At 50.1% G+C, this 19,493-nt stretch carries 16 protein-coding genes; 8 read left to right on the top strand and 8 right to left on the bottom strand.

Annotated elements, in window-relative coordinates; all coding sequences use genetic code 11:
* The first annotated feature begins 320 nt into the window (after positions 1-320).
* The 3 genes from NGM62_RS10500 (at position 321) to NGM62_RS10490 (ending at position 4,450) form a co-directional block, all read left to right on the top strand.
* Complete coding sequence (locus NGM62_RS10500) at positions 321-3,209, top strand: triple tyrosine motif-containing protein (protein ID WP_262247788.1); 2,889 nt, start codon at positions 321-323, stop codon at positions 3,207-3,209.
* A gap of 89 nt (positions 3,210-3,298) precedes the next feature.
* Positions 3,299-3,859, top strand: coding sequence for an elongation factor P (gene efp / locus NGM62_RS10495; protein ID WP_262247785.1), 561 nt, complete (start codon positions 3,299-3,301; stop codon positions 3,857-3,859).
* On the top strand, positions 3,860-4,450 hold the full coding sequence (locus NGM62_RS10490) for a 5-formyltetrahydrofolate cyclo-ligase (protein ID WP_262247783.1): 591 nt from the start codon (positions 3,860-3,862) through the stop codon (positions 4,448-4,450).
* Here NGM62_RS10490 and NGM62_RS10485 read toward each other — a convergent pair.
* Together NGM62_RS10485 and NGM62_RS10480 are read right to left on the bottom strand one after the other, a co-directional pair.
* Positions 4,434-5,726, bottom strand: a complete 1,293-nt coding sequence (locus NGM62_RS10485; RefSeq protein WP_262247781.1) for an HAD-IB family phosphatase — start codon at positions 5,724-5,726, stop codon at positions 4,434-4,436. The genes NGM62_RS10490 and NGM62_RS10485 overlap by 17 nt on opposite strands.
* Before the next feature lie 9 nt (positions 5,727-5,735).
* The gene (locus NGM62_RS10480; RefSeq protein ID WP_262247778.1) at positions 5,736-6,743 is read right to left on the bottom strand and encodes an NAD-dependent epimerase/dehydratase family protein; all 1,008 of its coding nucleotides are present in this window, start codon (positions 6,741-6,743) and stop codon (positions 5,736-5,738) included.
* 29 nt (positions 6,744-6,772) lie between these two features.
* Between NGM62_RS10480 and NGM62_RS10475 the strand changes: the two genes are divergently transcribed.
* Entirely contained in the window at positions 6,773-7,954 is a 1,182-nt protein-coding gene (locus tag NGM62_RS10475) for a formimidoylglutamase (protein ID WP_262247776.1), read from the top strand.
* 1 nt (position 7,955) lies between these two features.
* Here NGM62_RS10475 and radA read toward each other — a convergent pair whose 3' ends face one another.
* Genes radA through NGM62_RS10460 form a run of 3 tightly spaced genes read right to left on the bottom strand, consistent with a single transcriptional unit; the run spans position 7,956 to position 12,227 of the window.
* Complete coding sequence (radA, locus tag NGM62_RS10470) at positions 7,956-9,332, bottom strand: DNA repair protein RadA (RefSeq protein WP_262247774.1); 1,377 nt, start codon at positions 9,330-9,332, stop codon at positions 7,956-7,958.
* 2 nt (positions 9,333-9,334) lie between these two features.
* Positions 9,335-10,492, bottom strand: a complete 1,158-nt coding sequence (locus NGM62_RS10465) for a dipeptidase (protein ID WP_262247772.1) — start codon at positions 10,490-10,492, stop codon at positions 9,335-9,337.
* A 7-nt stretch (positions 10,493-10,499) separates the two neighbouring features.
* Positions 10,500-12,227: a serine hydrolase domain-containing protein gene (locus NGM62_RS10460; protein WP_262247770.1), complete on the bottom strand. Its 1,728-nt coding sequence runs from the start codon at positions 12,225-12,227 to the stop codon at positions 10,500-10,502.
* 135 nt (positions 12,228-12,362) lie between these two features.
* Between NGM62_RS10460 and NGM62_RS10455 the strand changes: the two genes are divergently transcribed.
* Genes NGM62_RS10455 through miaA form a run of 3 tightly spaced genes read left to right on the top strand, consistent with a single transcriptional unit; the run spans position 12,363 to position 15,355 of the window.
* Positions 12,363-13,190 (top strand): hypothetical protein, encoded by an 828-nt coding sequence (locus NGM62_RS10455; RefSeq protein WP_262247768.1) that lies wholly within the window; start codon positions 12,363-12,365, stop codon positions 13,188-13,190.
* 54 nt (positions 13,191-13,244) lie between these two features.
* A complete protein-coding gene (locus NGM62_RS10450) occupies positions 13,245-14,417 on the top strand; it encodes a Gfo/Idh/MocA family protein (protein ID WP_262247767.1) in 1,173 nt (390 codons plus the stop codon).
* Complete coding sequence (gene miaA / locus NGM62_RS10445) at positions 14,414-15,355, top strand: tRNA (adenosine(37)-N6)-dimethylallyltransferase MiaA (protein ID WP_262247765.1); 942 nt, start codon at positions 14,414-14,416, stop codon at positions 15,353-15,355. The genes NGM62_RS10450 and miaA overlap by 4 nt, the downstream gene beginning before the upstream one ends.
* Here miaA and NGM62_RS10440 read toward each other — a convergent pair.
* From NGM62_RS10440 to NGM62_RS10425, 3 genes are all read right to left on the bottom strand, one after another.
* The gene (locus tag NGM62_RS10440; protein WP_262247763.1) at positions 15,352-16,905 is read right to left on the bottom strand and encodes an Rne/Rng family ribonuclease; all 1,554 of its coding nucleotides are present in this window, start codon (positions 16,903-16,905) and stop codon (positions 15,352-15,354) included. The genes miaA and NGM62_RS10440 overlap by 4 nt on opposite strands.
* Before the next feature lie 365 nt (positions 16,906-17,270).
* A complete protein-coding gene (locus tag NGM62_RS10430) occupies positions 17,271-18,101 on the bottom strand; it encodes a hypothetical protein (RefSeq protein WP_262247760.1) in 831 nt (276 codons plus the stop codon).
* A 31-nt stretch (positions 18,102-18,132) separates the two neighbouring features.
* Positions 18,133-18,417 (bottom strand): HU family DNA-binding protein, encoded by a 285-nt coding sequence (locus tag NGM62_RS10425; protein ID WP_262247759.1) that lies wholly within the window; start codon positions 18,415-18,417, stop codon positions 18,133-18,135.
* 253 nt (positions 18,418-18,670) lie between these two features.
* Here NGM62_RS10425 and NGM62_RS10420 point away from each other — a divergent pair, with 253 nt between their 5' ends.
* Positions 18,671-19,492: an SDR family oxidoreductase gene (locus tag NGM62_RS10420; protein WP_262247757.1), complete on the top strand. Its 822-nt coding sequence runs from the start codon at positions 18,671-18,673 to the stop codon at positions 19,490-19,492.
* Position 19,493: the final 1 nt, after the last annotated feature.

The following is a 19,493-nucleotide window of genomic DNA, read 5'->3' as shown; positions in this document are numbered from 1 at the left end:
GGCATATAAAATTTGTGGTTCGCCGTCCCGCCTCAGGCGGGACGGCTTTTTATCCATTAAGCTACCATTCCGCAGCCATTTTCCCATCGACACCTAATGTAATAGATATATTAATAATATATTATACATATATAAAAGGTAGATTATACGTATTTTCCCCTATGAAGTCCCTATTAAAACCCTATTATGTCCCTATTATACCCCATTAATATAGCGGAATGGAGGGGAGTCAGTTGCCATTTATTGGCCCGGTTTCCGATGGCCTTTTTGTTCACACCCGAAATCCTTATGTTTGCGTATATGCATGATGCCGGAAGGATATGGTTAAACCGCTAATAGTCGCCATTTTTACACTTACCTGCCTCGCTTCAGGAACCATTGCCCGAGCACAGGAGATCCAGCGAATCGGCTCACCGTTGGTGCAGCAGTATAGTAAAACGGACTATAAAGCAGGCAACCAGAATTGGGCGGTCGCTGCGGGGAAAAACGGGATCATGTATGTGGCTAACGCCGATGGGCTGTTGGTGTTTGATGGCCAGTATTGGGCGTTGCACCCCCTACCCAATAGAAGCACGGTACGGAGTGTGGCCGTAGACAGTACCGGCCGCATCTACACCGGTGGCTTGGGTGAATTCGGTTATTGGGAAGATGCCGGTTATGACCAGATGCGCTACCAGTCGATCAGCCAGTTGCTTGATAAGGAGCAACGGACGCGCGACGAGGTGTGGAAGATTATCGTGGACGGCGACCGCGTGCTCTTCCAGACTTTTTCTACCATATATATCTATGAAGATAACAGCCTTTATACCATACGCGGAGGTGGCCAGCCCTTTCTTTTCCTGCACCAGGTGCGGGGGCGTATCTTTATCGAGTTGATTCCATCGGGCCTGCATGAATTGGTCGGCAATGAATTAGTCCCGCTCAAAGACAAGGGTGCCTTACAGCATGCGAATATCCTAGCTATGCTACCGTTCGGCACGGATGAAATATTGATCGGCACCTCCAAATCGGGGCTGTATCTGATGGACAGTACGGCCGCCATCCGCAAATGGGGAAACGCGGCCGACGGGGTGCTCCGAGCTGCCCAACTCAACAATGGGCTGAAAGTGCTGGACCGATACTATGCATTCGGCACGATCCTCCAGGGGGTGGTGGTCATCGATGAAGCCGGCCACATCGTCCAGCACCTTCATAAGGGCAATGGACTACAGAATAATACGGTGCTTGGAATGCATTTAGACCACCAGGGCAATATATGGGTAGGCCTTGATAACGGGATAGATCGGATCGAAATCAATGCGCCATTGTATTATTATGCCGACAATACAGGTAGCATCGGCACGGTGTATGCAGCGCGCATTTTCGAAGGCAATATTTACCTTGGCACCAACCAAGGTCTATTCTATAGCCCGTGGTCCGTAGATAACAGCTACCATCCCTTTTCCTTTTCCCTGGTGGAAGGGTCGCAGGGCCAGGTATGGGATCTAACCGTAATGGATGGCGAACTCTTGTGTGGCCATAACGACGGCACGTTTAAAGTATCGGGCAACCGGATCACAAAACTCTCGCCCATCACTGGTGGCTGGACACTGCGGCGTGCCGCGGGGCGACCAAACACGTTACTTCAGGGAACCTACACGGGACTGGCCGTTTTTAAACGGGCAGCCCAAGGGTGGCAATTTTCAAACCGCATTGGTGGCTACAACGATCCGACCCAGTTCATCATGCCTGTCTCAGCCACGGAAGTATGGGCTAGCGGCTACAAAGGATTGCGCCACGTGACAATAGATGCATCGCTCCAGCAGGTAAGCAATGTCCAGGCGTATGATACGACGAGTGGACTACCACCGAGTACCTTTGTAAACGTGCTCGAACTGGCGGGTAACCCGATATTCGCTACCGACAGCGGCTTTTATCACCATGATGAGATTACGGACAGATTCTACCCCTACTACCAGCTGAATGGACAACTAGGCTCGTTCGCATTTTCCAATAAGGTAATCCACGCAGATAGCAACCGGTATTGGTTTATCAACCGAGCGCGTATTGCACTTGTGCATTTCGGCCCGGGGGGAGAGGTGCAAGTAGACTCTACCCGGTTTGCAGCACTCAATGGGCGCATGATGAAATTTTATGAAAGCATTAACCGGGTGGCGGACAGGCTCTACCTGATTAGCCTTGATGATGGCTTTGCAATATACCTTGCTACCGATACAGTGGCAACCCGGCAGCACGACCTCCCCTCACCGCTCATCCGGGCTATGAGCAATATTACTGATAGTCTTTCTGACCGGTGGTATACCGTTGGCTCCGATCCGGAGATAACCTATAAGCACAATAATATCCGCATCAGTTATGCCCTACCCTGGTATAGCATCATACCGTTGCAGTACCAGTTTTATCTGGAAGGGTATTCGCGCACCTGGTCCGAATGGAGCGAGGCCGCCCAAAAAGAATTTACAAACCTAAAACGCGGCACATATATCTTTAAAGTACGCGCACGGACCGCCGATGGGGCAGTGTCAGAAATTGCCACATTGAGATTCACGATTTTGCCTCCTTGGTGGCTCTCTTGGGGTGCGTGGCTGATATATGCACTGCTATTTATAGCCACATTATTTGCTGGCCGTGCGTGGTATACCCGTAAGATCAAGAAACACCGGGAATTGATACAGGCCAATATGGCGAAAAAGCAACACGAAATACTGGCTAAAGAGGCTGAGCAAAATGAGCAACGCTTAATCAAGCTCAAGAATGAGCAGTTGAAGCGGGAGCTAGCCAGTAAAAACCGTGAACTTGCCAATACAACCATGAGTATCGTCTACAAGAATGAGCTGCTGAATAATGTATACGATGAACTACTGCAGCTGCACGATAGCGAAGGGCGAAAATTATCGAACGACCAGCTTCGCAAAATCAACAAAATCATCGAAGATGCACGGAGTGATGAACGCGATTGGCATATCTTTGAGAAGAGCTTCAACGAAGCCCACGAAAACTTCTTTAAAAAGCTCAAAGCAGACTATCCGGAGCTGGTACCCAACGACATGAAGCTTTGTGCTTACCTACGGATGAATATGAGCAGTAAAGAGATTGCTTCATTACTCAATATCACCACGCGGGGAGTGGAAATAAGGCGATACCGGCTGCGGAAGAAGTTAAACCTAACGCCCGATAAAAACCTTACCGAGTTCCTGATGGGGGTCTGAATAGGGTGCCGTATTTTCATTTCATTGCGGTTACGTTTGCATTTCGAAGCAACTTTATCTAAGTTTGCGACATATTATACAATAGGATTATGGCCAAAGCTTCAGAAGTAAAAAGTGGTAATATTTTACGCTTCAATGGTGAACTGGTGACGGTAGACGAGTACATCCACCGCACCCCCGGAAACCTGCGGGCATTTTACCAAGCTAAGATGCGGAACATCAAAACGGGGAAACTGGTGGAATACCGTTTCAGGACCGACGAAGAGGTGGAGATTGCCCGGGTGGAGACCAACGATTACCAATATCTTTATGACGATGGGGATATGTTTGTGGTAATGGACAATAACTCATTCGAGCAGTTCAACATCCCGAAGCAACTTTTCGGCGACTCAGCCCGTTTTTTGAAAGAGGGTATGCAGGTGTTGGTGGCGATGGAAAGCGACGAGCCGATCATGGCACAGGCACCTACAACGGTGGAGTTGGAAATAACGTATACCGAACCCGCGGTAAAGGGTGACACCTCAACCAATGCATTGAAAAATGCAACCGTCGAGACCGGAGTGGAAATCAAGGTACCGCTTTTCATTAACCAAGGGGATAGGGTGAAGATAGACACACGCTCCGGTGATTACGTGGAGCGGGTGAAATAAGTGGGCCCATCTACAAAACAAGAACTACGAACCCTATTCCGGGAAAAACGGGCTGCACTTTCGGCTGAGCAATCCCAGAGGTTAAATGAGCAATTGATAGCTCGGGTGAAAACATTGGAATTGCACCCCCAGTGGACCATACACCTTTTTCTCCCCATCGCCGGCAACCACGAACCTGACACGTATGCAATTGCCGATTGGCTCCGGCAGCAGTATCCCTACATCCGGCTGGTGCTATCAAAAACAGTACGCGGCGACAACAGTATGACACACTACGTTTGGGAAGCAGACACAACGTTGGCGCTCAACCATTGGGGTATTCCCGAACCCGATAGCGGAACGGCTGTTCCACCCACGGAGATCGATGCTGTATTTGTGCCCCTGCTCGCATTTGATAAGTACGGGAACCGGGTTGGGTACGGAAAGGGATTCTACGACCGGTTCTTGGCAGAATGCCCCACCACGACGTTAAAAATCGGCATCTCGCTGTTCGACGCCGTGGAGGAAATCAGTGATGTGTCTCCTTACGATATCCCACTGGACAAGTGCATCACACCCGCCCGGATATGGGCATTTAATACAGCACCCTGAACTTTATGGTATTGTCTATTTGCCGCAGCTGCCGGAGCAGCTGTTTGTCGTACCGGGTATCCACATCGGTTACTGCATAACCGATATCGCCCTTGGTCATCAAGAACTGGGCAACGATATTGATCTGGTTTTCAGCAAAGACTTTATTTATCTGAGCCATAACCCCGGGTACGTTTCGGTGGATGTGCAGCAACCGATGGGCCCTTTCCATTTTAGGCAACGGCAGGTTGGGAAAGTTGCGGCTAAGGTAAGTGTCGCCTTTATTGATAAAGTCGGCCATGCGGCGCGGGATGAATTCACCATTACGCTTCTTGTTTTTCTTGTCGTCGAAAAGTACGATCCCCTTGTCGTTGCATATATCGCGGTTCACACGGTGTTTACTGTCGCCAAGGTAGCCAATGACCTTCAGCTTGTCGGCTCTGGCCAACTGTTCGTCGGCCAAGACCACATCATTACCCAACAACAGCATGCCGACGTCTTTGACGTATTTCTCTTCAAAAGTATCCTTTACACGGATAGAGAAACCATCCCGCTTAAGGATATGTGCCGCAATCTCGGGCACGTCGCCTACAATGAGGCACAGAATCCGGTTTTTTGGATAGGAGATTGCCCGTGGAAGGTCATTGACATACAGGAATTCATCAAAGCTAGGGGTTACATGGTCTGCCTTTTCCGACACACTTTTGCGTTCAATGTTTTCAGTAAACGCATAAAAACGCTCAATCAAGCCTGATTCTTTCAGTTGGAAATCGGAATAGCCATCTCCAATGCCATAGATTTTACCTGGCAGTTGCAGTTGCTGTAAAAGCTTCACTTTGCCACCTTCCTCCGAAAGCGGGTTGCCGTCGTCATAGCCCGTAATATTACCAGCTTCATCAAATGTGAAGGTATTGGCATATACATTTTCTTTCTTGATATGATATGGGATCACCACGGGAAAGATAAATTCCTTGAACCCTCCAGAGACAATCAATACACTATCTGCATTCTTTTTGAAGAACTCCTTGTTTCGGGAAAAAGACGGCGACACTTTCTTTTTCAACACCCAGATGAGCTTAGCAAGATGCTCACGATTGGCCTCCAGCAGCTTAACCCGAGCGGCAAGGCTCTCCCGGAACGACAGCTGCCCATTCATGGATAAGTTGGTGAGGCGTTCGATTTCTTCATAAATCAGTTCCCTGGCTGGGTGGTTGGCCAACGAAATACGGGCCAGTTCGTCTAATGCCTCCACCTGGGTGAAGGTACTGTCAAAATCAATGATATAATAGTTTTTCAATTTTATTTATTATTTCAAAGTGGTACAAATTTCTTGTAATGTGTCGTCTATCGGCTTGAATACGATACCCGTAGTGTCAATGATTTTCCGGTTTGAAAAACGAAGTCGGTGGCGTGCGGAGTTAGCGGTTTCGCGCGTTATGAGCGGACGTTTACCAGTGAAGCGGGCCAGTATGCCGGCTGCCCGCCAGGCAATGCTGAGCATCCACGGCGTAGCCCGATATTTCGGTGCTGGCCTGCCCAAATAGACGCTGCAACGGGCCAACAGCTCACGGTACGTCATATTGACATTACTCAATACGAAGCGCTGCCCCGTTAGCGCCCGGTCGCCCATGAGTAATATCATGGCTTTGGCCGAGTCTTCGACATCGATCAACCCGACCGACCCATCGGGATAGAAATTGAGCCCCTTACGCAACATCGTAAAAATTGCCCCGCTGCTGTCGCCCCCTTCTGCTCGGGCAGAAGCCCCGATGATGAGGGCTGGGTTTACAATAACCGCGTCAAGCCCTTCAGCAATTCCCCGCCATACTTCCATTTCAGCCTCATATTTCGAAACAGCGTATCCCGGTTGATGCGATGAATATTCCCATAGGTCGTCTTCCGCCGCTTCATCCTTGTGCTTCGGCAGGCCGATGGTTACAATGGAGCTGACATGCAGCAGACGCACTTGGTGTTGCAAAGCGAGGTTGACCACGTTTGCTGTCCCGGCTACATTTACGGTGATGAGCCGGTTCCTGTCGGCCGGGTCGTAAGATATCATCCCCGCACAGTGGTAAACCTCCCTGACACCGATAAAGGCGTCGCTCAACGCAAAGAAATCATTGATATCGGCATCTACCCACTGCAGCGCGGGGAGGCCAATAAGCGTTGCGGGGACCGTCGACGTTTCACGTTTGGTAGCCCGGACGGCTATGCCCGATGCGAGTAATCGTTTGATGAGTGTTGAACCAAGAAAACCTGTTCCGCCTGTTACTAAAACCACCGACTCAGTATAGTTTGGTAATAATGCTTTCAAAAGTAAGGTAATAAATGGATATTTGCCGCATGTCCTTATCAGTTTTCTTTTCGCCCGTTACTCCCCAGGATTTTACACCCTCCAATGGGTTCTTCCGATCGCAGATCGGCGCTTCCATACGTATATTCGACCAAGAGTTCCCCGATTTGGAAGAAGAAAAACCGGACTTGGCATTGTTTGGCGTAATGGACGACCGGATGGCCGTGGGCAACCTTGGTTGTGCCGATGGGGCGAATACCATCCGGGGTCACCTATACGGGCTTTACCAAGGCGACTACAGGTTGCGGCTGGCCGACTTGGGAAATATCCGCGCAGGTGAGAACGTAACCGATACGTATGCCGCTGTGAAAACGGTATGCGAGGAACTTATCAAGTCGGGTATCCTCCCCATCATCATCGGTGGCGGACAGGATATCACATACGCTCAGTACCTGGCTTATGAAAAGCTCGAACAGCGGGTAGAAGTATCCATCGTTGATTCCCGGTTTGACATTGACCAGGAGCAAACCGAAAGCGCACCCTTGAACGCGCAGACTTACATCAACCACATTATCTTACACGAGCCGGATTATCTATTCAACCTGAATAACCTGGCGTACCAGACCTATTTCGTGAGCAAGGAATCGATTGCCATGTATGAGAAGCTCTATTTCAATGCGGTACGGCTTGGGATGATCGCCGGTCAGGTCGATCAGGTTGAACCCGTTATCCGTTCAGCCGATATGATGAGCTTCGATGTGGGGGCAATACGGTTTTCTGATGCGCCCGGGAATGCCTATGCCACGGTCAATGGGTTATTCGGTGACGAGGCGTGCCAGATTTGCCGGTATGCAGGGATGAGTGACAAACTCACATCGATTGGTTTTTATGAATATAACCCCCTACACGATACCCGCGGCCAGACGGCTATGCTGCTAGCCCAGATGGTGTGGTATTTTATCGAGGGGTTCTATAACCGCAAGCACGATGCCCCGCTTATTCCCAAGTCGGCTTACATCACCTACCGCACCAGTGTACACAACGACGCCTATGAGTTGGTTTTTGTGAAAAGCAAGAAATCCGATCGGTGGTGGATGCAGGTCCCTTACTCGGGATCGAAATCAGTCAACGAACGGTACCACCTGGTGCCCTGCCGGTATGAGGATTACCAAACAGCCGTTTCGGGTGAAATGCCCGACCTTTGGTGGAAAACACACCAAAAGTTGGTCTGAGCTACCCGAAGATGGCCTGGAACACCTCCTCCACCCGGGCCACGGGTTTAATGGCTATACGGTAATTTCGGGGTTCGAGCCCTTTGGTATTATATTTGGAAAGATAGATAGCCTCGAAACCGAGCTTCTCCGCCTCTGCTATTCGCTGTTCGATACGATTTACCGCCCGTATCTCACCGGAAAGCCCTACCTCGCCGGCAAAAGCGACTGTGGTAGCAATAGCAATATCCTGCTGGGAAGAGATGATTGCCATGATGACCGCCAAATCAATCGCCGGGTCTTCTACCCGCAAACCACCCGCGATATTGAGGAATACATCCTGGGCACTGAGGCGGAAACCAAAGCGCTTCTCGAGAACGGCGAGCAGCATGTTCATCCGCTTGGTATCGAATCCGGTAGATGAACGTTGTGGTGTGCCGTATGCTGAGTTGCTCACCAACGCCTGCACTTCAATCAGCATGGGCCGCACTCCTTCCAACAGTACGGCTATCGCAGTGCCGCTGGCACCATCTTCCCGTTGCGAAAGCAGGATTTCCGACGGGTTGCTCACTTCACGTAAGCCGGAACCCTGCATCGCATAGATACCCAATTCGGAAGCCGACCCGAACCGGTTTTTAACCGCCCGCAAGATGCGGTAGGCGTGGTGGCGGTCGCCTTCAAACTGCAAGACCGTATCAACCATGTGTTCCAATACTTTGGGCCCAGCGATGCTGCCGTCTTTGGTGATGTGGCCAACAATGAATACCGGTACGTCCGTTTCTTTGGCAAAACGTAGGAGCTCTGCAGTACACTCACGTACCTGCGACACGCTGCCAGGCGCCGAATCCACATGGGCAGACTGCAGCGTTTGGATGGAATCGATAATGACCATATCAGGGGCAACCGACTCGATCTGGCTGAAGATATTTGCCGTGGCTGTCTCGGTAAGGATATAGCAGTTGGCCCGGGAGGCCTGGGAAATGCGCTCAGCCCGCATTTTCAGCTGCTGCTCGCTTTCCTCGCCCGATACGTACAAGGTTTTAGCCTTCATGGTAAGGGCAAGCTGCAACATCAGCGTGGATTTGCCAATGCCCGGTTCACCACCGATGAGTACCAGCGAACCGCGGACGATACCACCGCCCAATACGCGATTCAGCTCTTGGTCAGGGGTAACCAGCCGACTCTCCTCTACGTGTTCGATTTCATGTATCACAGCTGCTTTACGCGACGGCCTTTTCATAGCCGGCGATGTCCGCCATTCGGGGGTACGCGAACCGGAGCGTGCCACCACCTCTTCCACAAATGTGTTCCATTCGCCACACGATGGGCATTTACCAAGCCATTTGGCCGATTCATATCCGCAATTTTGACAAAAAAAAGTGGTCTTGGTCTTTGCCATCGTTAATTTGTTTGGGCGGCCATCACACGCAATACATTTTCACCTAGTATCTTGCGTATATCCGCTTCGGAATATCCCCGCTGCACGAGACCCTCGGTGAGGCGGGGAAAATCACTGCAATCATCAAGTCCTAACGGGGTGGATGAAATCCCATCGAAATCACTGCCGATACCCACGTGGTCTATGCCTGCTGTTTTTACCATGTAATCGATATGATCAAGCAGCAACGACAACGGCGGTCGTAGCTGCTCTTTAGCCACAGCGGGCAGCAGGTCGAATTTGGTATCACTTGAGCGCTTTATGCTGTCGTCCGCTGTGACGTATTTCTCGTACAAGCGGTTGATTTTCGTATAATGCATCGGGTCGAGGAAACCCGAATAAAAATTGAGGCAGATTACCCCGCCATTCTCGGCTACTGCCTTGATTTGGTCGTCGCGGAGGTTGCGCGGGTGGGCCATCAGCGCATATGCATTGCTATGCGATACAAGTACCGGTTTGGTGGTGGTTTTCATCGCATCGGAAAAAGTCTGCCTGCCCACGTGCGACAGATCCACCATCATACCTAATTCATTCATCCTATGGATGATCTGCCGCCCGAAATCGGTAAGGCCCTCATGTTTAAGTTTGCCCGGGTTCCGGCTCTCATCGGTTGCCGACGTTGCCCATTCGGTGCTGTTGTTCCAGGTAAGCGTTAGGTAGCGTGCCCCCCGCGCAAATAGGCTATCCAGGTAGTCTATACGGTCCTCGATCATGTGGCCCCCTTCTATACCGATCACCGCCGCGGTTTTACCTTGTGCGGCAAGGGTCCGTATGTCCTCCGCAGTCGTCGCGAGGGCGATTACATCAGGGTGGTTATGGATGACACTCATCAACCCGTCGATTTGCTTGTTGGCATAAGCGAATGCTGTACCTTTGCCGAACTTCCCGCTGCACCACACGGCGAAGACCTGCGCGTCTATACCGCCTTCCTTAATCCGTGGAAGATCGGTATGGCCCGAGTTTATCCGCTTGCCGATATCCTTTCCCCGCATAACCGACTGATAAAGGACATCATTGTGCGTATCGATAACCAAGGCAGCCTCGTGGATGCGTCGGGCATCCTGTGCAAGCAGTTCGTTTGTACAGAGCATAGCGGCAACTAACAACAGACTTTTATTCATAGCGAGCTCATTTGGCGCGGATTGCTTCGTAAATCGTGTCTTGTATCCGGCTGCGTACATTTAACTCGTACAATTTGGTGCTTACTACCGGGTGTACCCGGTTGGAAAGGAAGATATAAATCAACTGCTCTTCGGGGTCTATCCATATACAAGTACCGGTATAGCCGGTATGGCCAAACGTGGCGGGCGAGGCGAGTTTAGACGGGTAGGCGGCACTCGTATCCGGATCGGCCCGGTCAAACCCCAGCCCCCGCCTGCTGGTTGCCGACTGTTTGGAAGTAAAGGTATCTACCGTTCCTGCTTTGAAGTACCGATCGCCTCCATACTTACCCCGGTTGAGGAGTAGCTGTCCGTAAATGGCCAAATCATTTGCCGTGGCAAAGAGCCCAGCATGGCCGGCGATGCCCCCGGCCATGGCTGCGCCCTGATCATGCACATACCCCTGCAGGAGGGTTTTCCGGAAGGTTTTATCGTACTCGGTGGGAACAATGCGATCCTTCGGGAAGCGCAGACGGGGGAGATAACCTGCTGTCTGCATACCCAGGGGGCGGTAAAATTCCTGCTGTATATAATCTTGGATTGGGATGCCTGTTTGATGTTCGGCCACTTCTTTCATCACATACATGCTGATGTCGCTATATACGTATTCACCAGTAGCATTAAGCTTAGAATGTAGCATGATGGGCCACATCACCTCTTCGTAATACCCGGTGCGGATATAGCACCCGTCGGCCACTTTTACCGAATAAGCTGCCGATGAATCGGTGCTGAGGTCGTCGGGCTTGAGCTCTCGATAGAACGGTATGTAGGGAATAAAGCCGGCTTCGTGGAGCATCACATCCCGTAAGACCGTGCCGCTTTTATTGGTAGCCTGTGCCTGTGACAGGTAGTAGCCCATGGTGCTATCGAGGTTGATGATGTTACGTTCGGTGAGGCGCATGACGGTGGGGGTAGTAGCCGTGATTTTCGTTATGGAAGCCATATCAAAGATGTCCGATATTTTTGTCGGCTCGTCCTGCTCATAGGTGTGGTAACCGTAAGATTTCTCAAAAATGACTTTGCCTCTTTTGACGGCCATCACCACCGCCCCGGGTACGGCACGCTCACGGATGGCTTCACGCATGATGTCGTCGATATCGGCCTCGAGGCGTGCCCGGTCGATACCCAGTGTGGCGGCATCGGTATATTCCAACCTGGTTTGTGCAGTGGTATAGCCCGCGCCGGTTGCATACCGTGGGGAAAACGACCGTGGCAGCTTAGCCGTACAGGCCACCCCGCCAAAAACAGACATCGCGGCATCCGCCGCCGATGCTTCGGTTTTTTCGGGATTCCATAAGATTGGGAAATGAACGAAATCCAAGGTGTTCAGCCGTGTTCCATCGCCAAACAACACCACTATCACCTGTTTACCCACAGCCTGAGTGGTGATAAACCGCAACAGGCGGCGGTCGTCCAGATCATCGGTTGGCAAAGCGAAAATAATCGTGTTGTAGAACTTTACCTGCTCGTCAAGGGTTTGGTATTGGTCGGCCGAGGCGGCAATATCAAAATGGTCGATGGGTGCATATCGGCTGAGCTGGTTGCCGAAAACTATAGATATAGGATCACCAAGGTGGGTTATCAGTGCCGTATGGCGTTCGGCCAGGCCCCGCAACGGGATGGTATTAAGTTGGTTGTTGAGTAAGACGGTATGGTTTGTGCGCATGCGGATGGCTGGTTGAGCATATATAGTCATATTTGCGTGCATACCAATCAAAATGCACAACACCATAATATTTCTTTTCATAGTAGACGAATATCGGTAATTTGCGCAAGAAATAGTTATATCTTGTGTTTTTTCTGATTTTCGTAATCCATTTACCTATGTCTTATGTTTCAAGTAAATGCTTCTTTTTATAGGTTTCTCTCAGCACTGCAGGATAAGCTTAAGTGCGAGTTCAACTTGATGGCCCTATCGGAAAAGGTATGCTTGCTATATCCCGAAAGGGATGGCATCCGTGTTGCGTATTACCTATACGGTGCCAAACAGCGTGTACCGGTCGGTGGCCATGGCCGGTGTATCCATATAGATGAAGATACGTGGCTTACACGGCCAAATCTGCTAATCAACCGCATTGCAGCCCTGTTTGGGCAAACACAGCGTATCCATGCACGCGATACCGTGGTGGCAAGGATAGAAAAACACGTGTCCATATCTTTTTTAGAAGAACACCACCTGCAAGTGGCGTTGCCGGGTAAATACCGTTATGGGCTTTACCACCAAGGCGATCTGGTAGCGGTAGCTATATTCAGTGGGGGCAGGCACATGGCAGACAAACCAGCCGATTACCGGTCTTTCGAATTGCTCCGTTTTTGCCATAAGCAGGGCGTGCATGTGGTGGGTGGCTTCAGCAAGCTACTCGAGAGCTTCCAGCGGGACTTTAACCCCGGCGATATCATGACGTATGCCGATAAAGACTGGTCGGATGGATCTAGTTATCACAAAGTAGGATTTACGATTGCGGGGGAGATAGCGCCACAGGTATTCTGGGTAGATGGGCATACGATGCGGCGGTATTATGAAAGTACATTGCCACCGGAAATCAAGGATAAGTCTGCCCGTGAGCGCGTGGAAGAAGGGTACGTACCGGTTTCGAACAGCGGGAGCATCAAACTGGTCAAAGCACTGTATACACCGGGGGCAATATTAGATTTTTAGTATATTCGGCAGATTTTATTTTATGAAACTATTAACCCTTAATATAGAAAACAGATGAACAGAAAACTTCGTATGGGCATGGTTGGAGGAGGTAAAGACGCCTTCATCGGTGCGGTACACCGCATAGCAGCTAATATGGACGGCTTAGTGGAGCTGGTATGTGGCGCATTTAGCATCAATCCGGATATCGCGCGCGACTCGGGGAAGGCGCTATTCATCCCGGACGACCGGGTTTATCTTACCTTTCAAGAGATGATCGAAAAGGAGAGCCAACTTCCGGAGGGTGAGCGCATGGACTTTGTAACCATCGTAACTCCCAATTTCGTCCACTTTGAACCAGCCAAGCTCGCTTTGGAAAACGGGTTCCATGTGGTCATCGAGAAACCGATGACATTTACGCTCGAAGAGGCCAAAGAGCTGAAGGAGATTGTTGAACGTACCGGCAAATTGCTGTGTCTTACCCATACATATAGTGGTTATCCGATGGTGAAGCAGGCCAAGGCAATGATTAAGGATGGCATACTCGGAAAAATCCGGAAAGTGGTAGTGGAATATCCGCAGGGCTGGTTGAGTCGGCTGTCAGAGCGAGAGGGCAATGCCCAGGCAGCTTGGCGCACCGACCCGAAAAAATCGGGAAAGAGCGGATCTATGGGCGATATTGGCACCCACGCTGCCCACCTAGCCGAATATGTGACTGGCCTGAAAATCACGGAGCTTTGCGCCGACTTGTCTACACTGGTAGAAGGACGGATGCTCGATGATGATGGCAACGTGCTGCTGCGCTTCGACAATGGAGCCCGGGGTGTGCTGATAGCCTCACAAATCTCGGCAGGCGAGGAAAACGCACTGCGTATCCGTGTGTACGGCGAGAAAGGCGGGATAGACTGGGCACAAGAAGACCCCAATAACCTCGTTGTAAAGATGCTCGACCAGCCACGCCAGTATATTCGTACAGGCAATGCGTATGCCGCGCCGTATGCATTGAGCAGCTTCGCCGTACATAATACGCGCGTACCGTCCGGGCACCCCGAGGGGCTATTGGAGGCATTCGCGAATATCTACCGCAATTTTGTGCTTACGGTGTCGGCGAAAATCAATGGCGAAACGCCGACTGCTGAGATGCTGGACTTCCCCCAGGTCGATGAAGGGGTAAGAGGCATGGCATTCATCGAAAATGTAGTAGCCAGCAACGGCACATCCGAGAAATGGACTAAATTCGTGGTGTGACCCCCTCCTCGGATCTCATCGTGATACTTGGCCCCACCGCCTCCGGGAAAACCCGGGTGGCGGTTGAGGTAGCCAAGCAAATTGATGGGGCGATAATCAGTGCCGACTCCCGGCAGGTGTACCGTGGCATGGACATCGGCACGGGGAAAGACCTAGACGCCTATGGGGCTGTCCCTTACTTTCTGATTGATATCCGCGAGGCCGGCGACACCTACCATGTAAGCCAGTACCGCAGCGACGTCCAGGAAGCCCTGGCAGATATTGAAAGACATGGCAAACGGCCTATCCTGTGCGGCGGTACCGGATTATATATCCAATCGGTGCTGCAACGGCTTGATTTCAGCCATATTCCGGTCGATGCGTCGGAGCGGAGCAGGCTTGAAGCCCTTCCGAGGGAAGACCTTATCGGGATGCTCCAGAAGCTTAACAGACCACCCGGGTTCAAAGCCGATACAAGCACGAAGAAACGGCTTGTCCGGGCAATTGAGATCTGCAAATGGTGCCAATACCAAGCACTACCAGCAAATCAGCATGTGGCGGTCCCCGCAGTGATTTTTGGCATTAATCCGCCTGTGGAAATTAGACGCAAACACATTACCGAGCGGCTTGAAAGACGGCTTGACGAAGGGCTGGTTGAAGAGGTGAAACAGTTGCTACAAAAGGGGGTGCCTCCCGAGCGGCTGATGTATTACGGACTGGAGTATAAGTATACAACGCGTTATCTATTGGGCGAGCTGGATTATCCAAGGTTCTTTGCGCGCCTGAATACGGAGATACACCGATTTGCCAAAAGGCAGATGACTTATTTCCGCAAAATGGAGAGAGACGGGCTTAAAATCCATTGGTTGGCTAATGGATCGGTAGCCGAGATGGCCACCGAGGTGGTGGCGAAGTTAAAAGAAAAGGGGCGGCCAATGATGCCGCCCCATAGTAATTAAAGTTTGATCTCGACTTCCTTTCCATTGAAGAAATGGAACTCGGTAAGGTAATACGAAGCAACCGATTTCAACTTGATCCAACGACCGAACTTAAAATACCACTTCAGCCGCCGCGAGATAAAGCCCGATTTGAGGTACGTATAAATGTACGGATGCACACACAGTGTGATATCTTTTTCGTTTTGTTCCTGCAAGATGAAACTCAGGTTGTTTTCGATGTCGTCCATCAGTACGATACTAGATCGTATCTCGCCTGTGCCATCGCATGCCGGGCACTTCTCATTGGTAACAATGGTCATTTCGGGCCGCACACGCTGCCGCGTAATCTGTACCAGGCCAAATTTACTAGGTGGCAGTATGGTGTGCCGTGCACGGTCTGCTGCCATGCACTGCTTCAGGTAGGTATGCAGTTCCTTACGGTGGTTAGGCTTATGCATATCGATGAAATCGATAACCACAATGCCACCCATGTCGCGAAGGCGAAGCTGCCGGGCGATTTCCTTGGCTGCCTCCATGTTGACCTGCAATGCGTTTTCCTCCTGGTTTTCCTTATTGGCCGTCCGGTTGCCGCTATTCACGTCGATAACGTGCAACGCCTCGGTATGTTCAATAACCAAGTAAGCGCCACCGTGTAAGTTGACGGTTTTACCAAAGGCAGCCTTAATCTGGCGTTCAACCCCGAAGTGTTCAAAAATCGGCTCGCGGTGTTTGTATAGTTTGACGATTTTCTCCAGATCGGGCGAAATCTCTTGCACATAAGAGCGGGTTTCTTCGTAAATAGCCTGCTCGTTGACATAGATATGCGAAAACTCATCGGTGAGGATGTCGCGCAAAATGGTCGATGTCCGGTCCATTTCGCCAAGGACTTTCTGCGACGGTTCCGCCGTCCGCAGACGGCTGGTAAGCACTTCCCATTTTGAAATAAGATCCAATAAATCTTTTTGCAGTTCGGCAACGCCTTTCCCTTCTGAGACAGTACGTATAATCACACCGAAGTTCGTAGGCTTGATGCTCTCTACGATCTTCTTTAATCGGTTGCGCTCAGCGTTGCCTTTGATTCGCTTGGAAATCGACACCGCACTTGAAAACGGGACCAGTACAACATACCTTCCCGCAATGGACAGATCAGAGCTTAACCGTGGTCCCTTGGTAGAAATAGGTTCCTTGGCTATCTGAACAGGCAATAGCATATTCCGGGTCAACACCTCGGATATCTTGCCGGCTTTATTGATGTCCTTTTCTAATTTTAAACTATCGAGCAGTTTCTCTTTGTAACTGCCTTTCTTTACTAACTTGGTGAGCTTGATGAGCGACTGCACTTGGGGGCCCAAGTCCAGGTAATGTAAGAACGCATCTTTCGAATAACCAACGTCTACAAAGGCAGCATTAAGGCCCGGCATGATTTTCTTTATCCTACCAAGGTAAATGTCTCCTACAGCATAGTTGTTGTTTGCTTGTTCTTTATTAAGCTCTACAAGCTGTTTGTCTTGAAGTAAAGCGATAGTGACCCCCCTTTCGGGAGCCGAATCGATAATTAACTCCTTTACCAACAGCTACTCCTTTTGCAAAGCAGGCAATCATCGTAAACGGTACAATAATAGCTTCGTCGTGGTCATGTGTGAAAGGATAATAACCTGCTTTGAATAAAACAATAAAATACGTTTAATCCATATCCCATTTCGATCTTCCGAAAACGGTTTCGGGGCAGAGTTCTATTGTGGATGCACCTGCGGTGATGCCACCACGCTCATTTATATACCCCATCCCGGAAGTGGGACTATGCTAGGCAGCTTATTTTTTCTTGTGCCTATTTTTTCTTAAACGTTTCTTACGTTTGTGGGTAGCCATTTTGTGTCTTTTTCTCTTCTTTCCGCTTGGCATAGCTTAATTTTTTTAAATGAATAAATATTAATGATTATTTACTCAGTTCATCAATTTTACGGTTGATAAACTGGGTCAGGGTCGGATCGGCTGCTAAATCTCTGCTTTTTTCAAAAGCGGCGATAGCCTCACGATTCAGCCCAATGTTTTCGTAACTTGTTGCCAGGTAAAAATAAGATTCAGCATCGGGTTGTTGAGATACAACAGTGTTGAACCGGTCGATGGCAAGGTCGAACTGGCGCGACTGCATCGAAAATAAACCTAAACTTTTATTGGCACCGATATGCGTGGGATCTACGTTGACTACTTCACGGAGCAATGTGATGCCTGCCATGGGGTTTGCTGTGCCCGTTACGTAAGCACTGCCCAGCCCCGCCTTGGCGTCCAAGTTCGCAGAATCGAGTTCCAGGGCCCTTTCGTATGCATGGATCGCGTACTCGTTGAGCGCCCCAGCCACCAAGGTATCTTGCAGATTGGCATAGGCCTCCCGGTAAGCGTCGCCAGCTTTCAGCCAATCGTCGAACTGTCCATCGAGTCCAGCCAGCTCTTCATAGATGAAACCTATCGGGGCAGGTTTATTCACATCGTCCCACTTGGTGGCAAGTTGGCGCAAGAGGCTACGCTTATCCGCATCAGCTGCTTGCTGCAGCTCCGCCTCTATAGCGGTTATTTCCTGGATGATACTGGGGTTCAGTCCCTCCTTGGCTCTTTGCGACACCGATTCAAGCGTTACCTGCGGGCCAGCGGCACTACTCGCGGCCTCTTTGTTTTCATTGACCAAACCTTTGATAGGCTGCGCCAACAACACGCCCATCAAAATTACGACGGATGTAATGGCGATTACCTGTTTGGCCTGTTGCTGCATGGGTATGTATGTGAATTGCTTGCTTGCAAAATTACTTGTTGCCAGCTTTTACCTTCTCAACAAAAGTTTTAGCAGGCTTGAAAGTCGGCACATAGTGCGCAGGGATGATGATGGCGGTGTTTTTTGAAATATTCCGCGCAGTTTTTTCCGCCCTTTTCTTTACGACAAAGCTACCGAAACCCCGAACATATACGTTTTCACCCCCAATCATTGCGTTTTTTACGACCTTGAAAAAAGCCTCAACCGTTTCTTGAACGTCTACTTTCTCCAGTCCAGTTTTGTTTGCGATTTCTGCTATAATTTCTGCCTTAGTCATATCTATAATTTTTGTAATTAATTATTTTTCAATACGTAAGCCCTTCCAATGTTGGGGATGCAAAAGTATCGCTTTAAAACGACAACTTAAAATAATTTTGTTAAATTTTTGTAAATGCCGTAGTTGGGCGCATCGGTATACCGGTTTGCCTACAACGTTTTCGTGAATATTTCTGTGAAAAGGTGTCATCATTCCATCCATTTTTGACTAATATTGGGGATTAAATGGACGATAGACCTTATTTCTAAAAACTATGGATGGAATAGAACAGTTTTCTTTAAGCGGTAAAGTGATAGTGATTACAGGCGCCACAGGGGTTTTGGGGGAATCGTTTGCTTTGGCTACTGCTGCGGCGGGTGCTAAAGTGGCGGTGCTGGGCCGAAACCGGGAAAAAGCGGACGCGCGCGTGGCAGCCATTAAAAAGAATGGCGGCGAAGCTATCGCGGTACTTACCGACGTGCTGGACGAGCAAGCCGTAAACCAAGCTAAAAATCAAATATTAGATACCTGGGGTACAATAGATGGCCTCGTGAACGCCGCCGGGGGAAACATCCCCGGCGCAACGATCGGACCCGACCAGAACCTCTTCGATGCTAAAATAACCGATACGCAGAAAGCTGTGGAGCTTAATCTTTTTGGTACGGTAATTCCTACCCACATTTTCGGTAGAGTAATCGCTGAGAAAGGGAAAGGCTCCATCGTAAACATCTCGTCGCTGGCAGCCCAGCAAGCCATTACCCGTGTAATGGGCTACAATATGGCCAAGTGTGCAATTGAGGGTTATACCAAGTGGATGGCCGTGGAATTGGCCCAGCGGTACAGTGATAAAGTGCGGGTGAATGCAATCGCTCCCGGCGTATTCCTCACAGAACAAAACCGCACGTTGCTCACCAACCCCAATGGATCATACACCGATCGCGCCCAACGGTTCGTCAATAACACCGCATTCGGACGATTGGGAGACCCGAAGGAACTCACCGGCACGCTGATTTTCTTGCTGAGCGATGCCTCCGGCTTTATTTCGGGCGAAACCATACTGGTAGACGGCGGGTTCAACGCTTGGAGTGGGGTGTGAT

The organism is Parapedobacter soli (genome assembly GCF_025460835.1).
In the GTDB taxonomy this organism is placed as follows: Bacteria; Bacteroidota; Bacteroidia; order Sphingobacteriales; family Sphingobacteriaceae; genus Parapedobacter; species Parapedobacter soli.
Note: the sequence above shows the minus strand (reverse complement) of the source record. Positions and strands in the feature narration are given on the sequence as shown.